General features: G+C 60.1%; 13 protein-coding genes and 1 pseudogene. 8 read left to right on the forward strand and 6 right to left on the reverse strand.

Features of this window, described 5'->3' with window-relative positions; genetic code table 11:
* The 8 genes from ACXAGF_RS22810 to ACXAGF_RS22845 all read left to right on the forward strand — a co-directional run bounded on the left by ACXAGF_RS22810 (position 1) and on the right by ACXAGF_RS22845 (position 8,711).
* On the forward strand, positions 1-1,038 hold the full coding sequence (locus ACXAGF_RS22810) for an LLM class flavin-dependent oxidoreductase (protein WP_475019840.1): 1,038 nt from the start codon (positions 1-3) through the stop codon (positions 1,036-1,038).
* A gap of 8 nt (positions 1,039-1,046) precedes the next feature.
* Positions 1,047-2,510 carry an aldehyde dehydrogenase gene (locus ACXAGF_RS22815; protein ID WP_475019841.1) on the forward strand — a complete coding sequence of 488 codons (1,464 nt, stop codon included), beginning with the start codon at positions 1,047-1,049 and terminating at the stop codon, positions 2,508-2,510.
* 5 nt (positions 2,511-2,515) lie between these two features.
* Positions 2,516-2,845 carry an NIPSNAP family protein gene (locus ACXAGF_RS22820; RefSeq protein ID WP_475019842.1) on the forward strand — a complete coding sequence of 110 codons (330 nt, stop codon included), beginning with the start codon at positions 2,516-2,518 and terminating at the stop codon, positions 2,843-2,845.
* A 33-nt stretch (positions 2,846-2,878) separates the two neighbouring features.
* A complete protein-coding gene (locus tag ACXAGF_RS22825) occupies positions 2,879-3,889 on the forward strand; it encodes an ABC transporter substrate-binding protein (RefSeq protein ID WP_475019843.1) in 1,011 nt (336 codons plus the stop codon).
* Between the two features lie 68 nt (positions 3,890-3,957).
* Positions 3,958-4,809, forward strand: coding sequence for an ABC transporter permease (locus ACXAGF_RS22830; RefSeq protein ID WP_475019844.1), 852 nt, complete (start codon positions 3,958-3,960; stop codon positions 4,807-4,809).
* A gap of 2 nt (positions 4,810-4,811) precedes the next feature.
* Entirely contained in the window at positions 4,812-5,612 is an 801-nt protein-coding gene (locus ACXAGF_RS22835; RefSeq protein WP_475019845.1) for an ABC transporter permease, read from the forward strand.
* Positions 5,609-6,685 (forward strand): ABC transporter ATP-binding protein, encoded by a 1,077-nt coding sequence (locus tag ACXAGF_RS22840; protein WP_475019846.1) that lies wholly within the window; start codon positions 5,609-5,611, stop codon positions 6,683-6,685. The genes ACXAGF_RS22835 and ACXAGF_RS22840 overlap by 4 nt, the downstream gene beginning before the upstream one ends.
* A 247-nt stretch (positions 6,686-6,932) precedes the next feature.
* On the forward strand, positions 6,933-8,711 hold the full coding sequence (locus tag ACXAGF_RS22845) for an SLC13 family permease (protein WP_475019847.1): 1,779 nt from the start codon (positions 6,933-6,935) through the stop codon (positions 8,709-8,711).
* A gap of 810 nt (positions 8,712-9,521) precedes the next feature.
* On the opposite strand, the gene ACXAGF_RS22850 is transcribed toward ACXAGF_RS22845, so the two are convergent.
* The 6 genes and pseudogenes from ACXAGF_RS22850 to ACXAGF_RS22875 all read right to left on the reverse strand — a co-directional run bounded on the left by ACXAGF_RS22850 (position 9,522) and on the right by ACXAGF_RS22875 (position 16,971).
* The gene (locus ACXAGF_RS22850) at positions 9,522-11,123 is read right to left on the reverse strand and encodes a DUF1254 domain-containing protein (RefSeq protein WP_475019848.1); all 1,602 of its coding nucleotides are present in this window, start codon (positions 11,121-11,123) and stop codon (positions 9,522-9,524) included.
* Between the two features lie 62 nt (positions 11,124-11,185).
* Positions 11,186-12,793, reverse strand: a complete 1,608-nt coding sequence (locus ACXAGF_RS22855) for a DUF1254 domain-containing protein (protein WP_475019849.1) — start codon at positions 12,791-12,793, stop codon at positions 11,186-11,188.
* 788 nt (positions 12,794-13,581) lie between these two features.
* On the reverse strand, positions 13,582-15,210 hold the full coding sequence (groL, locus tag ACXAGF_RS22860; protein ID WP_475019850.1) for a chaperonin GroEL: 1,629 nt from the start codon (positions 15,208-15,210) through the stop codon (positions 13,582-13,584).
* 62 nt (positions 15,211-15,272) lie between these two features.
* Positions 15,273-15,575: a co-chaperone GroES gene (locus ACXAGF_RS22865; RefSeq protein WP_475019851.1), complete on the reverse strand. Its 303-nt coding sequence runs from the start codon at positions 15,573-15,575 to the stop codon at positions 15,273-15,275.
* Positions 15,576-15,796: 221 nt separating this feature from the next.
* A pseudogene (locus ACXAGF_RS22870) lies at positions 15,797-15,917 on the reverse strand (IS30 family transposase); the annotation flags it as partial.
* 287 nt (positions 15,918-16,204) lie between these two features.
* Positions 16,205-16,971 (reverse strand): IS5 family transposase gene (locus ACXAGF_RS22875; protein WP_475019997.1). Its coding sequence is split into 2 segments (ribosomal slippage): positions 16,205-16,368 and positions 16,368-16,971, totalling 768 coding nucleotides; the frame shifts between segments, so codons are not numbered across the junction.
* Positions 16,972-17,012 lie beyond the last annotated feature (41 nt).

A 17,012-nucleotide genomic window follows, 5' to 3' on the forward strand; every position in this document is an offset into this window, starting at 1 on the left:
ATGAAATTCTCCCTGTTCGTTCACATGGAGCGGCTGGATGCCAGCCAGAACCATCAGGAACTCTATGAAGAATTCATCGCGCTATGCGAGATCGCGGACAAGGGAGGCATGCATGCCATCTGGACCGGTGAACACCATGGCATGGATTTCACCATCGCACCGAACCCGTTCGTCAATATTGCCGATCTTGCGCGCCGCACCAAGAATGTGCGCCTCGGCACAGGCACAGTGATCGCGCCGTTCTGGCATCCCATCAAGCTTGCCGGTGAAGCGGCGATGACCGACATCATTACCGGTGGCCGTCTCGATGTCGGCATCGCGCGAGGCGCCTACAGCTTCGAGTACGAACGTCTTGTGCCGGGCCTTGATGCCTGGGGGGCCGGCCAGAGGATGCGCGAATTGATCCCGGCCGTGAAGGGACTTTGGGACGGCGATTACGCCCATGACGGCGAATTCTGGAAGTTCCCCAAGACGACCTCCGCGCCGAGGCCGGCACAGCAGCCGCATCCTCCGATCTGGGTCGCGGCAAGGGATCCGAACAGTCACGAATTTGCCGTCGCCAATGGCTGCAACGTGCAGTGCACGCCCCTTGCAAACGGCGAAGGTGAGATTGGCAGCTTGATGGAACGCTTCAATGCGGCCTGTGAAAAGGCGCCGGGCGTATCGCGGCCGAAAATCATGCTGCTGCTGCACACCTATGTCGGATCTGACGAAGCCGATATCGCTGAGGCAGCAAGGCAAGTGAGCACCTATTACAACTACTTTTTCGCCTGGTTCAAGAACGAGCGCCCGATCACTCAGGGCCTTATTGAACGCCTGAGCGAAGAGGAGCTCGCCGCAAACCCCAATCTGACCCCGCAGAAGATGCGCGAGAACATGCCGATCGGTACGGCGGGCGAGGTCATCAAGCGCCTGAAGGTCTACGAGGACCTTGGCTATGACGAGTACTCGTTCTGGATCGACACGGGCATGAGCTTTGCCCGCAAGAAGGCGTCGCTCGAGCGATTCATCTCCGATGTCATGCCGGCATTTGGGTGAGGTCGAAAATGCAGAATTTCCAGCAATATATAGACGGCACGTTTGAAGACGGCGCGGCGCGGTTCGACTCGATCGATCCTTCAACCGGCACGGTCTGGGCGAGGATGCCCGAGGCACGTGAAGAAGACGTAGACCGCGCCGTGATGGCTGCACAGCGCGCTCTTCTTGAAGGCGCATGGCCGGCCATGACCGCCACAGCCCGCGGCAGGCTGCTCTGTCGCCTTGCAGATCTTGTGCAGAGTAACGCTGAGAGGCTCGCCGAACTCGAGACGCGCGACACGGGCAAGATCATCCGCGAGACCTCCGCCCAGGTCGCCTATGTCGCGGACTATTATCGCTACTATGCCGGTCTTGCCGACAAGATAGAGGGCGCCACGCTTTCCATCGACAAAGCAGACATGGATGTCTGGACGCGGCGCGAGCCGGTCGGTGTGGTGGCAGCCGTTGTCCCGTGGAACAGCCAGCTTTTCCTTTCGGCGGTGAAGATCGGTCCGGCCTTGGCCGCCGGCTGCACGGTGGTTGTCAAGGCGTCGGAAGACGGCCCAGCGCCGCTTCTCGAGTTCGCAAGGCTTGTGCAAGAGGCGGGCTTTCCGGCCGGGGTCGTCAACATCCTGACCGGCTTCGGCCCGACCTGCGGCAGCGCGTTGACGCGGCACCCGGGCGTCGATCACATTGCCTTCACCGGCGGCCCTGCCACGGCCGCTGCAGTGGTGCGCAACTCGGCGGAAAACCTTGCGACGACCTCACTGGAACTCGGCGGCAAGTCGCCCTTCATCGTGTTTGCCGATTCTGACCTCGAAAGTGCTGCCAACGCGCAGGTCGCCGGCATTTTTGCCGCAAGCGGCCAGAGTTGCGTTGCGGGCTCACGCCTTATCGTCGAGGCATCGGTGAAGGACCAGTTCCTTGCCATGCTGAGAGCGAAGGCTGAAGCCATCCGGATCGGATCGCCGCTCGACATGGCAACGGAAGTTGGCCCGCTTTGCACGAAGCGACAGCGTGAGCACATCGAGACGGTCGTTGCAGCCTCGCTTGCAGCGGGTGCGAAACTGATTGCCGGCGGACGGGCAGGAGAGGGGGGCGGCTTTTACTATACCCCGACCATTCTCGATTGCGATGGCGTTTCCGCCGCTTCGGTGGAGACGGAACTCTTCGGGCCGGTGCTTTCGGTTCTCTCTTTCACAACGGAGGAGGAGGCGGTGCAGCTGGCAAACGCGACGCCGTACGGGCTCGCATCCGGCATCTTCACACAGAATCTTGCGCGTGCCCACCGCATGATCAGGCGCATCCGCGCCGGCATCGTCTGGGTGAACACCTATCGTGCTGTCTCGCCGATTGCACCATTCGGCGGGTACGGACAGTCGGGGCAGGGGCGAGAAGGCGGACTTGCCGCAGCACTCGACTACACCAGGACGAAAACTGTGTGGCTCAGGACATCGGATGATCCGATCCCCGATCCCTTTGTGATGCGGTGAGCGCCATGTTTGTCGAGATCCGCACCTACAGACTGAAAAACGGCGGCATCCCCGACTACCTCAAGGCGGTCGGCGAGACCGGCATTGCAATCCAGAAAAGGCATCTTGGCAATCTCGTTGGCTATTTTTCGTCGGAGATCGGGCCGATCAACGAGATCGTCCACATCTGGAGCTTTGAGAGCCTGGACGACCGGCAGGCTCGCCGCGCGCGTCTTGCCGCCGACCCTGACTGGCAGGATTTCCTGCCCATGATCCGCGATCTGATTGTCACCGCGGACAACAAGATCATGACCCCGGCTGCCTTCTCGCCACTTGGCGGTACTGCGCCGGTCTGAGACCAAATTCAATTCAACCGGGAGGACGGAAACATGAACAGCAGACTGACCGTGGCGCTTCTTTCGACGACGCTCTTCTTTGCGGGACACGCCGCGGCTGAAGACATGGTCTTCACCAGTTGGGGTGGCACCACGCAGGACGCCCAGAAAACCTATTGGGCGGATCCCTTCACGGCGCAAACCAATGTCGCTGTCACCCAGGATGGCCCGACGGACTACGGCAAGATCAAAGCCATGGTCGAAGCGGGCAACGTGACCTGGGACGTCGTCGACGTCGAGGGCGATTATGCCGTGCAGGCCGGCGATGCCGGTCTCCTCGAAAAGCTCGACTTTTCCGTCATTGACAGGAGCAAGCTCGATCCGCGCTTCGTCACGGACTACTCGGTCGGAAGTTTCTACTATTCCTTCGTGATCGGCTGCAACAAGGATGCTGTCGAGGCCTGCCCGAAGACCTGGGCCGACCTGTTCGATACCGAGAAGTTTCCCGGCAAGCGTGCCTTCTACAAGTGGTCGGCGCCGGGCGTGATCGAAGCGGCACTCCTGGCCGATGGCGTGCCAGCCGACAAGCTCTATCCACTCGATCTCGACCGTGCCTTCAAGAAGCTTGATACGATCAAGGCCGACATCGTCTGGTGGGACAGCGGCGCGCAGTCGCAGCAGCTTCTTGCATCCGCCGAAGCGCCGTTCGGATCGTTCTGGAATGGTCGTTTGACGGCACTTGCCGAAACCGGTGTCACTGTCGAAACGTCGTGGGCGAACAACATCACGGCTGCAGACTCCCTCGTCGTGCCGAAAGGCGCGAAAAACAAGGACGCGGCAATGAAGTACATCGCTCAGGCCACCAGCGCCTCCGCCCAGGCTCAGTTTGCCACCGCAACTGGCTATGCGCCAATCAACCTCGAATCCAGCACGTTGATGGACTCGGACCTGCGCAACTCATTGCCGGACATGCAGGCCGACAGCCAGGTCAATGCGGACATGGGCTATTGGGCCCAGCATCGCGACGACATCGGCACCCGCTGGTACGCGTGGCAGGCGAAGTAACGCTAACTCCCAAGACGATGCGGACCGGTTTCTTCCGGTCCGCATCCCGACCCAACGGATGATCGACCATGGCTGTTACGGTAGCGACGGGCGCCGTCAATAAAAAGCGTGCCGGCACGCTCGGCTATCTCCTGCCGGCATTGCTGCTCATCGTTTTCTTCTTCATCGTGCCGGTGCTGATGCTGCTGATGCGCAGCGTGCTCGAACCGGAACCGGGCCTGCAGAACTATGAGGCGTTGCTCGGTTCGACGACATACCTTCGCGTCTTCCTGAACACCTTCATGGTGGCGGGCGTCGTCACGCTCGTCTCTATCGTCATCGGCTATCCGGTCGCCTGGCTGCTCGCGATCATGCCGGAAAAATGGTCACGTATCGTTCTGGCGATCATCATCCTTTCGATGTGGACGAACCTGCTTGCCCGCACCTACGCCTGGATGGTGCTGCTTCAGCGAACCGGCGTCATCAACAAGACCCTGATGGGGCTTGGCCTGATCGACAAGCCGCTCGCGCTCGTCAACAACCTTGTCGGTGTGACGATCGGCATGACCTATATCATGCTGCCATTCGTCATCCTGCCGCTGATGGGCGTCATTCGTTCCATCGATCCGGCGATCCTGCGGGCCGCAGCGCTCTGTGGCGCCGGCAAGATGCAGTGCTTTGTCCGGGTCCTTCTTCCTCTGTCGTTGCCCGGCATCGCGGCCGGTGCGCTGATGGTCTTTGTCATGTCGCTTGGCTATTTCGTGACGCCCGCACTGCTTGGTGGCACGTCCAACATGATGCTTGCCGAACTCGTCGCACAGTTCGTCCAGTCGCTGGTGAACTGGGGAATGGGTGGCGCCGCGGCCCTGGTGCTGCTGATCGTCACGCTTGCGCTCTATGCCGTTCAGCTTCGTTACTTCAATCCGGCGCGGGGGGCATAAACATGCTGCTCGACTTCGACAAGCTCGGCGGCCTGCGGACTTTTCTCATCGCCCTCGTGGCGCTGGTCTGCCTTTTCCTCATCCTGCCGATCGTCTTTATCGCCGCGCTCTCGTTCGGCTCGTCGCAATGGCTGATCTTCCCGCCGCCGTCCTGGACGTTCAAGTGGTACCAGGATCTCTTCGCCGATCCGCGCTGGCTGTATTCGGCGCTGACGAGCCTGAAGATCGCGGCGATCGTGACGGTTCTATCCGTTGTCATCGGATTTCTTGCTGCACTCGGTCTCGACCGTGGTCGCTTCGCCGGTCGGGATTTCTTGCGCGCGCTGTTCCTGACGCCAATGATCCTGCCCGTCGTCGTACTGGCCGTTGCGCTATATGCCCTTTTCCTGAAGCTTGGTCTTGCAGGAACGACCATCGCCTTCGTCATCGCCCACCTTTTGATCGCTCTGCCCTTCTCGATCATATCGATCGGCAATGCACTGGAAGGTTTTGACCGTTCGATTGAGGACGCCGCCGTCCTGTGCGGTGCAAATCCGTGGGAAGCACGGCTGCGTGTTACGGTTCCAGCCGTCAGCCACGGCATCTTCGGTGCCGCCGTCTTCTCCTTCCTCGCCTCCTGGGACGAGGTGGTACTGGCGATCTTCATGGCGAGCCCGACACTGCAGACCCTCCCGGTCAAGATCTGGACGACGCTGAGGCAGGATCTGACCCCTGTCATCGCGGCCGCTTCCACACTGCTCATCGCCTTCACGATCCTCCTGATGATCGTTGCAGCACTCCTCCGCAAGGGACGAAAAGCATGACCCAGCCCTTTCTCAGCATCCGCGGCATCCGCAAGTCCTTTGGCTCGGTGACCGCCGTGAAGAATGTCAGCATGAATGTCGCCGAAGGCGAGTTCATGACCTTCCTCGGACCTTCGGGTTCGGGGAAGTCGACGACGCTTTACATCCTCGCCGGCTTTCAGGATCCGACAGATGGCGATATTCTGCTGAAGGGCCAGAGCCTCCTGTCGACGCCCTCTCACAAGCGCAATATCGGCATGGTCTTCCAGCGCTACACGCTCTTTCCGCATCTTTCCGTCGGCGAGAACGTAGCCTTTCCGCTGCGGATCCGGCGTCGCCCGCAGGCCGAGATCGCCGAACGCGTGAAAGCTGCTCTGAAGCTTGTGCATCTCGATGGCTTTGAGGATCGCATGCCGTCCCTGATGTCCGGCGGCCAGCAGCAGCGCGTGGCGCTCGCCCGTGCCCTTGTCTATAATCCGCCAGTGCTCCTGATGGACGAGCCGCTCTCGGCGCTCGACAAGAAGCTGCGCGAGGAAATCCAGTTCGAGATCCGCCGGATCCATCAGGAAACGGGCGTTACCATCCTCTACGTTACGCATGACCAGGAGGAGGCATTGCGCCTTTCCGATCGCATCGCCGTCTTCAGCCAAGGCGAGATCGACCAGATCGGAACAGGGCCAGAACTCTATTCAAACCCGGCGACGCGCTTTGTCGCTGGCTTCATCGGCGATAGCAATTTTCTCGATGCAACAGTTGTTGCAAGCAATGCCGGCAAGGCCAGTCTTTCGCTGAGCGATGGCGCTGTCGTCGAGGGCGTACCGCTGCATGGCACATCCACCATAAACGGCAAGGCTTCGCTGATGCTGCGCCCGGAACGTCTGTCACTGTCTCGAGCCTCGGTCGCCTCGGGTATTGCGGTGACGGTGCGGGACATCACCTTCCTTGGCAACAATGTCGAGGTCAGCACCGCGACACCTGCTGGCGTCGGTCTGTCCGTACGCCTGCCGTTCGGTCATGAAGCGATCTCAAGCCTTTCGCGCGGGGAGAAGGCCTGGTTGACCTTCGACACCGCGTCCGTGCACGCCTTCGCATGAAAGGCGGCCGAGGGCATCACGCCCAGCAGACTGACGTTAGAAAGCCGAAGCGCTGGGGATGACAAGCACTGCTCAATTGTTTAGTGCACTTGAAACGGTTCCTCATCGAACTTGACCCGTAAACCTCATTGCGTGTCCTCGCCAATTGTGAGCGATCGATCGCGCGGTCAGGATAGAGGCGGTTAAGCGGTGGCCGGTAGGCATTGTTGCGCTGCCGGGCCGCCCGGAGCGTCCGGGGGGCAGGGGCTTGATCGATCTTTTTGCGCAACCACACATCGCAGCCTACGTGACGTTTGTCGTTCTGGCCATCATGTTCGTGCTCTTTGCCTTGGAGCGCTTCCCCGTCGAGGTAACCGCCATGATGGGTGCAGGCGCCGTAGTTGTGCTTGGCATTGTCCCAGCCGATGGGGTGCTCAAGGTGTTTGCAAATCCCGCACCCTGGACCATCGCTGCGATGTTTATCGTTTCCGCGGGTCTGGTTCGAACAGGGCTCATTGGCAGCTTTGCCTGGTTTGTGTCGCGCCGGGCCGCCGAAAACCGCATGATGGTAATCTGCCTCGTCGGGCTTGTCGTCGCAGGCGCCTCAGCCTTCACCAACAACACGCCGCTCGTCGCTGTGATGATCCCGGTGACTGTGCAGCTTGCCCATTCGATGGGGCTCTCGCCTTCAAAGCTCCTGATCCCGCTCTCCTACCAGACCGTTCTCGGTGGCATGATCACCATGATTGGCACTTCGACAAACATTCTCGTCGATGGCGTTGCGCGGGCGCAGGGGCTTGCGCCATTTGGGCTATTCGAGATCGCGCCCCTTGGCATTGCGGTGACATTGGTCGGCTTTGCCACCATGTGGGCGCTGGTCCCGAGGCTTTTGCCAAACCGCGAGTCGGTTTCGGAACTCCTTGGCCCGAAAAAGCGCATGAAGTACTTCACCGAGGTCCTGGTTCCGGACGGCTCGCCACTTGTCGGCTCCCTGGCGACTGAAGTGTCCATCTTCAAGCGCGAGGGGATGCGAGTGATCGACGTGATCCGAGGCGACGAGAGCCTCCGCCGTCAGTTCCCGGACGTAACCTTGGCCGAGGGCGACCGGGTCGTCCTGCGCACCGACATGCAGGAACTCCTGGGCCTGAAGGACTCAAACAGCGTGGCGCTGGTCGATCGCGTGAGTTCCAAGGCCACAGCGACGGTAGAGGCCCTGATCCTGCCCGAGTGCCGCATGGTCGGCCGCTCGCTCGGACAACTGCGACTGAGGCGACGCTACGGCGTCTACCCGCTGGCGATCCACCAGCGCAGCCATAACATCGGAGGTCAGCTCGACGACGTCGTGGTGCAGGTCGGCGATACGGTCTTGCTCGAGGGTGCACCCGAAGACATCCGCCGCCTTGCCGCAGACATGGACCTCGCTGACTTCAGTGAAACAACCGACCGCCCCTTCAGGCGCGAGCGCGCGCCCCTGGTGATCGCTGTGCTGGTGGGTATCGTAACTCTCTCCGCCCTTGAGGTGGCACCCATTCAGATCCTGGCGATGCTCGGGGTCGTCGTGCTGCTTGCGTCCCGCACCATCGAGCCCCAGGAGGCCTACGCCACAGTCAGTGCGCCGCTTCTCATCCTCATTCTTGCCATGCTGGTCGTCGGCGAGGCAATGGACCGCTCAGGCGCGGCACAGCTGGTCGTCGACGCGTTGTCACCGTGGCTGGCCGGACTGCCGCCGCTCGCAGTACTCTTCGTGCTGTACTTCCTGACCCAGATCCTGACCGAGCTTTTGTCGAACAACGCCGTCGCAGTGATCGTGACGCCAATGGCAATCTCGATCGGCCAGAGCCTTGGGCTCGACCCGCGTCCCCTGGTGGTAGCCGTCATGTTCGCTGCGACACTCGCGTTCGCCACCCCCATCGGCTACCAGACGAACACGATGGTCTATGCGCCTGGCGGATACCGCTTTGCCGACTTCACACGCATCGGGCTGCCGCTGAACATTGCTACAGGCATCACGGCCTGCCTCCTCATCCCCGTTATCTGGCCACTGTAGCCGCATTTTGTTCGGATCCTCCCCACACCAGAGCGGGAACGTTGAGAAGGCAACATATCTACCGAGAATTGTTTCCCTCGGTTCATTGCATGGCCAATCTGAAAGGTGGCTAGGTGTCGCCGTGTCCCAAATCCCTTTAGGAGGCAGAGGCCTACTCGGTTTGGCTGACGGAACCGTTCTAACAAGATCTGTCAGCCAGCCTCAGGCAAGACAATTGGTATATCAATACATCTGCTCAATCCCGCACTTGAGCACGAATGCGTCAGTCTCACCCCAGCCCCAGCGGGTGGGGCTGACGTCTCTGGCAAAGAAGTGGCGCAATTAGCCTTAAAGCCGGCAGCACCATGTTGGCAATGCTTCTCGGAAACAAGAGCGACGCCGCTTGTGGTGCTGCCCACTGCTCTTTAACTGAGAGACCCGACGCTTACCCCCGTAAAAGTCGCGGTCGATACATCTGACCGCCTCCTCAACAAATGATACAGTCTGACGGAATGCTATCGGCAGGTCTCTGAAAAGAATCAGCGATTTCGCGCGAGGAGCTAGAGAGCTTGGCGAAGAGCTACGATAGCTCTCCCCGGTAAGCGCGGTCAGAAACCGAAATCCGCATTAATGGGAATTTCACCAGGATGTTGCAGATTCGCGGCCCGCGCGAAAGGTATTGCGTTCGCGTGTGCTTTTTTGGCTTCGGGATGAAACATCCTGCTCGCCTGTGGTTGGTGCAGGTCCGCGCGGCTCTTGGCTCTTCCGCCGGCCCTCAGGGCTCACTTGACTGGAACAGGCGGGGCCGGTCGTGAACCGGCCCCGTCGATTCTATTTCACCAGTTCGATCTCGCTCGGCCGCCAACTTTTATCGAAGAACGGCTCGAGCGGGCTGTAGAGGCGTAAGAGGGTGAACCAGCCCTTCTCGGGGTCGGTCTGGATCCAGTTGCCGCGGGCCACGTCTTCCGGCTGCTCAGGCGCGAACCACACGGTTGTCGAGCCATCGGCGTTCGCTTCCGCCGCGGGCGAGGGGAACGACTGGCTGCCGGCACGCGGATATTTCTGCGGCGTCGCCAGCATCGACCGGCTCTGGTTGTCATAGAGCGTGAACGACCAGAATGCGGCGGCGGGAATGCCCTTCGGCAGCGTCACCTTGTAGGTCTTGGCGCCATCGAAATAGTTGCCGTTCGCGTCCTTCATGGAGCCCAAATATTGCGAGCCGACCTGGGTCAGCCGCATGACCATTGCCGGGGTGATGCCGGTGGCAATGTAGAAGAACGCCGTCCGCGCTTGCATCCGTCGGTAACCACTCGGCGGAAGCGGCTTGGCGCCCTCTGCCGTGATCTCGGGTGGCGGTGTCTCGAACAAGTAGCCGCCCGCGAACAGGGGATTCCACCACTGGGAGTCCTCGTAGTAGTAGACGCCCGAATATTCCGGCTCGAAGCCGAGTGTGCGGCTCGTCGCATTGGCGAGCGCTACAGCTTCGGTCAGGATCTTCTTCATCCGCTCGTCCGGCGCGAACGGCTCGCCCTTGACGATCCCGACTGCGGCGATCGGCCCCATCAGTTCGGGGTCCAGAACGACTGCCGGCTCGGCCTGCACCAGGTCGTTCAGCATCTCGTAGTAGCTGTAGTCGTTCGGGGGCACGGTATTGACCGCGAGCCCGGTTCCCTCGTGGAAGACGGCAGCCTTGGGCTCGGCGTCGCGGCCCAGCATGACCCCACCCTCGAGGAACCGGCCGATCGACATGCCGACTCCGCCCTCAGCGTATGGATAGAGCTTCGTCGTCGCCTTGATCTCTTCTACCACGGGCGCGGGATCGTCGTTCTGCAGGAAGGAGCGGCCGAGCACCAGAACCCGGTTTGTCCGCGAACGGGCAACGTAGTATCCGCCATCGGGCAGAAACCCATCGTAGCCGGGTCCGACCAGGAGATACTTGCCGCCTTCGCCGCGGTCCGGGCCCGGGCGGCCGAAATCCGTCACCCAGCGAAACCACATGTCGTCAATCGTGCCGAGAGCACCGGGGGGCGTCTCGAGCACCATCGGTCCGTCCGCCAGGTTTACGAACGCGAAGTAGTAGATCGTGTCGGCATTCGCCGTCAGGAAGATGGAATTCGCATCCATCAGCTTTGAGAACAGGACGAACTCGTTGTCCTTGATGCCGGCAGACTCCATGCCCTGACGAATCGCTTCGACGCTTACGCCCTGGAAGGTGTCGGTGAACGCCCGGAAGGCATACGTGAAGTCGAGATTGTCATAGATCGCCTTAGCGGTGCCCGGGTCCGGCACGCCATCCTTGAAGGTGAGCGTACCGATCCGGGTCTCCACGCTGTCGGGCGTGGTGATCGCCTGGGGCATCTCTGCCATGGCGCCGCCAGGCGTCCCAGCGGTGACCAGCGCGACCGCAGCGGCCGCAAGCATCTTGTAAAGCATGGGTCTGTCCTTCTCCCGATTCAGGATGGAATGGGAGCGGCGGTTGCCCGCCGCCTCGCGGTTCACTTGACCAGCTCAACTTCGCTCGGCCGCCAGCTCTTGTCGAAGAACGGCTGGAGCGGGCTATAGAGGCGCAGGATCGTGAACCAGCCCTTCTCGGGGTCGGTCTGGATCCAGTTGCCGCGGGCCACGCCTTCCGGTTTCTCCGGCGCGAACCAGATCGTGGTCGAGCCGTCGGCGTCCGCCTCGGCCGCCGGAGACGGATAGCTCTGGCTGCCCGCGCGCGGATAACGCTGCGGCGTGTCGAGCATCGAACGGGACATGTTGTCGTAGACCGTGATAGACCAGAAATTCTCCTCCGGAATGCCCTTCGGTAGGGTTACCTTGTATGTCTTGGCCCCATCGAATGCATGCTTGTCAGCATCCTGCATGGTCCACAGATAGGTCGAACCGATTCCGGTCAGCCGCATCGCCATGGCGGGCGTGATGCCGGTGACGCCGTAGAAGAAATTGGTGCGCGCGTTCATGGTCCGATAGCCGGTCGGCGGGAACGGCTTGACGCCTTCTGCAGTGATTTCGGGGATCGGCGTTTCGAACTCGTAACCGGTCTGGAACAAGTAGTTAATCCACGACGAGTCGGGATAATAGAACCAGCTCTCGTCGCGCGGATGCATGAACAGCGTGCGCGACGTTGCGTTGGCGAGCGCCAGCGCCTCGGTCATGATCTTCTTCATCCGCTCGTCCGGCGCGAAGGGCTTGCCCTTGACGATGCCGATCGCTGCGACCGGCCCCATCAGCTCGGGATCGAGCGCGGTGGCGGGTTCGCTCTGCACGACCTCGTTCAGCATCTCATAGAAGCTCCAGTCGTTTGGCGGCACGGTGTTCATCACCTTGCCGCTGCCTTCGTGGAACACGGTGGCGGGTGCCGGTTCGACGCGGCCAAGCTTCGCCTTGCCGGCAAGGAATTCGGCGATTGGCGTGCCAACGCCGCCCACTTCGTATGGATAGACCTTTGTCGATTGCTTGATCGTCTCCACCACCGGCTTGGAATCGCTGCCGTTCTCGAGGAAAGAGCGGCCGAACCACAGGACCGTGTTGGTGCGCGCCTTGGCGACATAGAATCCGCCCTCTGGCAGCGGCCCGTCATAGTCCGGCCCCACGATCAGGTACTTGCCGCCAAGGCCACGGTCGGGACCGGGTGCGCCGATGTCAATCACCCAGCGGAACCATGCGTCCTGCACTGCGCCGAGGAATTTCGGCGGGGTCTCCAGCACGATCGGCCCCTTGCTGAGGTCGAGATAGCCCATCACGTAGATAGTATCCGCGTTGGCCGTCAGGAACAGCGACTTGGCGTCCATCAGTTCGGAGAAGACGAGCACCTCGTTCTCCTTCATCCCGATGTCCTGCATTCCCTTCTTCAGGGCATGGATACTGACACCGCGCATGTTGTCCATGAAAGCGCGATAGGCATAGGTGAAGTCGAGATTGTCGTAGATCTTGTTCGATGTGTCCGCGCTTGGAACCCCATCCTTGAACTCGAGCGTACCGATACGGGTCTCCACCTCGCCCGGCGTGATGAGGGACTCAGGTACCGCCGCCGCCTGGGCCAAAGCGATGCCCGCCTGGGCGGCAAAAAAAAGTGCACCTGCGCAAATGTACAGTCGCTTCATCCAGTCTCTCCTCGCAAAACTATCGACATATTCCCGACGTAACGCCGGCACATCTGAAACAAAACAACCGCAATTGCGTGCAGGCTACCTTCGTAGGCCCGAAATTCGAGAAGCTCCTGTCGATCCTAAGCCTTGACCGTTCTCCCCATTAAAATATGCGCTGCAGGCCAAAATCAAGGACGAGCTCGAGCGCTCTAGAATGATGAAGGCGAGATAAATAACTAGTGACAGCTGCACGGATGAAGAAAGCCGCCGCAACGGGGGATAAGCTGGAGCGCTTCAATCAGGGTTTCTTCAGCGCAATCCCGCTCTGCTGCCAGATCTTGTTGCGAATGACTACATGATCCAAAATTTGGAATCGTCCCTGTATGATTCACGTCATAAAAGGAAGCAAGCGCGGAAGGCAAGGCCGCAAATGGCGTGTCGTGATGTTCGATGAAGCCTGGCAAAATCGCATTGGCGACTCCATGTGGTTCGTTCCGGCATGCAGCTTGGTGGCGAAACCGCCACACGATCGACCAAGGGCAATCGGTCACCCAGAAGGACGACTTCCTAGAACGACAGAAGAGCTTCTCATCGACCGAGCCTTTCGTCGTATTCCATCCACTTGTGCAGGTTCGGTGCCCTGAAGCAGTGTTCAAGGGGGCACGGTCCCGACTTCTAGCGACCCTCGGGTCCAACCTCAACGGAGCTTCCTGCCACCTTGCGCAGTCCAAACTGCCAGACACCACACCCACTTCGGCGTAGCGCCCGCTTTGCTTTACGATCTACCTAGCGTCCGCGTGCCGTCAGAAGTCCATCCCGCCACTTGGCATCGGCGGGAGCGGTGCTTCCTTCTTCGGTTTCTCGGCAATCATTGCCTCGGTAGTAATCAGCAGGCCAGCGACCGAGGCAGCATCCTGCAACGCAGTACGAACAACCTTGACTGGGTCGATCACTCCCTGATCGTAAAGATCGCCGAACTCGTTAGACTGGGCGTTCCAACCATAGCCAAAATCGGTCCTCTTGCGCAGCCTGCCGACGATGATCGAGCCTTCGGCACCCGCATTCTCGGCGATCTGGCGCACCGGCGCCTCAAGTGCCCGGCGGACGATCTCAATGCCGTGTTTCTGATCGACGTTCTCCGTCTGAACGCTGTTCAGTGCCTTGACGGCTCTCAGCAAAGCCACACCACCGCCAGGCAGCACGCCTTCCTCGACCGCCGCCCGGGTGGCATGCATGGCGTCGTCGACGCGGTCCTTGCGTTCCTTCACCTCAACCTCGGTTGAGCCGCCAACGCGGATGACGGCAACGCCGCCAGCAAGCTTGGCCAGCCGCTCCTGCAGCTTCTCACGATCGTAGTCCGATGTTGTTTCTTCGATCTGCGCCTTGATTTGGGCGACGCGGCCCTGAATCTCCTTTTTCGAACCTGCGCCGTCGACGATCGTTGTGCATTCCTTGTCGACGTCGACCTTCTTGGCGCGTCCAAGCATGTCGAGCGTCACATTTTCGAGCTTGATGCCGAGATCTTCAGAGATTGCCGTCCCGCCAGTCAGGATTGCGATATCTTCTAGCATAGCCTTACGGCGATCGCCGAAGCCAGGAGCCTTGACGGCAGCGATCTTCAGACCGCCGCGCAGTTTGTTGACGACGAGTGTCGCCAGCGCCTCGCCCTCGACGTCCTCGGCAATGATCAGCAGTGACTTGCCCGATTGAACAACGGCTTCAAGAACCGGAAGCAGCATCTGTAGGTTCGAGAGCTTCTTTTCATAGATGAGGATATAGGGTTCCTCGAGCTCCACCCGCATCTTGTCCGGGTTGGTGATAAAGTACGGCGAGAGATAGCCGCGGTCGAACTGCATGCCTTCGACGACCTCCAGTTCTGTCACCGCAGTCCTGGCTTCCTCAACGGTGATGACGCCTTCATTTCCAACCTTCTCGACGGCCTCGGCGAGGAACCGACCGATCTCGGTGTCGCCATTGGCCGAGATCGTGCCGACTTGGGCAATCTCGTCGTTTTTGGTGATCCTCCGCGCATTTGTCTTCAACTCCTCGACAATGGCGTCTACGGCCTTGTCGATGCCGCGCTTCAGATCCATCGGGTTCATGCCCGACGCCACAGCCTTCGCGCCTTCCTTGACGATTGCCTGGGCGAGCACTGTAGCAGTGGTGGTGCCGTCACCAGCCATGTCGCTTGTCTTCGAGGCGACTTCCCGCACCATCTGAGCACCCATGTTCTCGAACTTGTCCTCGAGTTCGATCTCCTTGGCGACCGTGACGCCGTCCTTGGTAATCCGCGGTGCGCCGAACGATTTGTCGAGAACCACGTTGCGGCCCTTCGGGCCGAGCGTGACCTTGACGGCGTTGGCCAAGATATCGACGCCGCGCAACATCCTCTCGCGAGCGTCGGAATGGAATCTGACTTCCTTGGCGGCCATTTTTCTACTCCTTCCTGAAGCAGCATTGCTTGACTGACATAGGTCCGGCACTCGGTTGCGTCTCACGCTACCGCGTCGATCTCGATCACGCCCATCACGTCAGATACCTTCATAATCAAAAGATCCTCGCCATTGAGCTTGATCTCGGTGCCTGACCATTTGCCAAATAGAATGCGATCCCCCGCATTTACATCGAGCGGCTGCAACTGCCCACTGTCGTCGCGGGCACCGGGACCGACAGCAACGACCTCACCTTCTTGTGGCTTTTCCTTCACTGTGTCTGGGATGATGATGCCGCCGGCCGTTTTTTCCTCGGCCTCGATGCGGCGAACCAGAATACGGTCATGTAAGGGACGGAACATCATGTCGCTCTCCTATTCAAAGAGCCTTTTGAGAGGTCCCCCACGGCGCACTCAGTGTGAATCCGACGCGGGCGCGACCCCCTTCGGCATCGAACACAAACCGATTTGGCTTTTGCTTATTCGTGTTTCAAGAGGGGAATGACATTTTTTTGGCACTCGGCCACATGGAGTGCTAGCAATTTGAATTTGTAGTTCATTTCGGGTGAGGAGGTGCTGGCGGTAGAGCCCATTGCATAGTCTTCCTTGGAATAGATGAAGCGATAGATCGATTTCCGGACAAATGCGGACGGGACTCACACCATCGGCAACCAGGCGACCGACGATCTGCTCCGGCGACCAATGTGCCTTCACATTCTGCACCTTCTCGAGGGAGGTATTTTGTCCAACCGTACCGGAATCGCAGAATCAGACCTTCCAGAGAGAGGAGCCAGCTGCTTAGATGGAGCAGGTTCGCCGGATTGGTCCTCACGATCCTCCCAGGCCACGCTCATCCAAGCGTGGCTTTCTTGCCCCGCCATTGCGCGGGGCTTCTTTTGCAACCGCTGGCAGATAGTCGGTCCTTTGTAGAGCTAGATCCGGATCGCGGCCTCGAAATAGTGACGAAATTCCTCAGAGTCGGACTCGAAAAGAGCTCAATAATAGCAATATCTTGAGAGGCGGCGCGTGATGAGGCGTATGTGGGCGATCATGATCCATGCCTCGGCTGAAGCGATGGATTTCTCGAAGTCTTTTGCCAGCCTGCGGCATCTGCCGAGCCATGCGAAGGTGCGTTCAACGACCCATCGGCGCGGTAGACCTCGAAGCCCTTCGCCTTGTCGGATCGCTTGATGATTTCCAATGTCCAGCGCCCGATTTTCTTCAGTCGCCGTTTCAGCTTGTCGCCCGCATAGCCGCCATCGGCAAAGACGTGCAGCAACCAGGGCCATCGGTGGCGGATAGATTTCAAGAGGTCCGGAGCACCGTCCCTGTCCTGAATGTCAGCGCTGTGGACCATGAGACCGACCATCAGGCCGAGCGTGTCGACCACAATGTGGCGCTTGCCTCCCTTGATCTTTTTTCCGGCATCATAGCCCCGAAGGCCGCCGCTTTCGGTGGTTTTCACGCTCTGGCTGTCGATGACGCCTGCCGTCGGGCTGGCCTCCTTGCCTTCCAGCTCGCGCGCTTCCATCACGAGATGGCTGATCCGGCTCCACAGACCCAGTGCTCGCCATTCGTAGAAATAGCGCTGCACGGTTGAACAGGGCGGGAAGTCCTTCGGTAACATACGCCACTGGCAGCCCGTCGAGGCGATGTAGAGCAGAGCGTTCAACACCTCTCGCAGATCCGTGGTGCGGGGACGCCCGACACGTCGCGCCGCCGGCAGAAAGGGCTGCACCAGGCCCCATTCACGATCCGTCAGATCGCTTCTCTATTCGGCTGGTAAAGGTCAAGCGCTTTCGA

This window comes from Mycoplana sp. ABR4_002 (assembly GCF_056159645.1).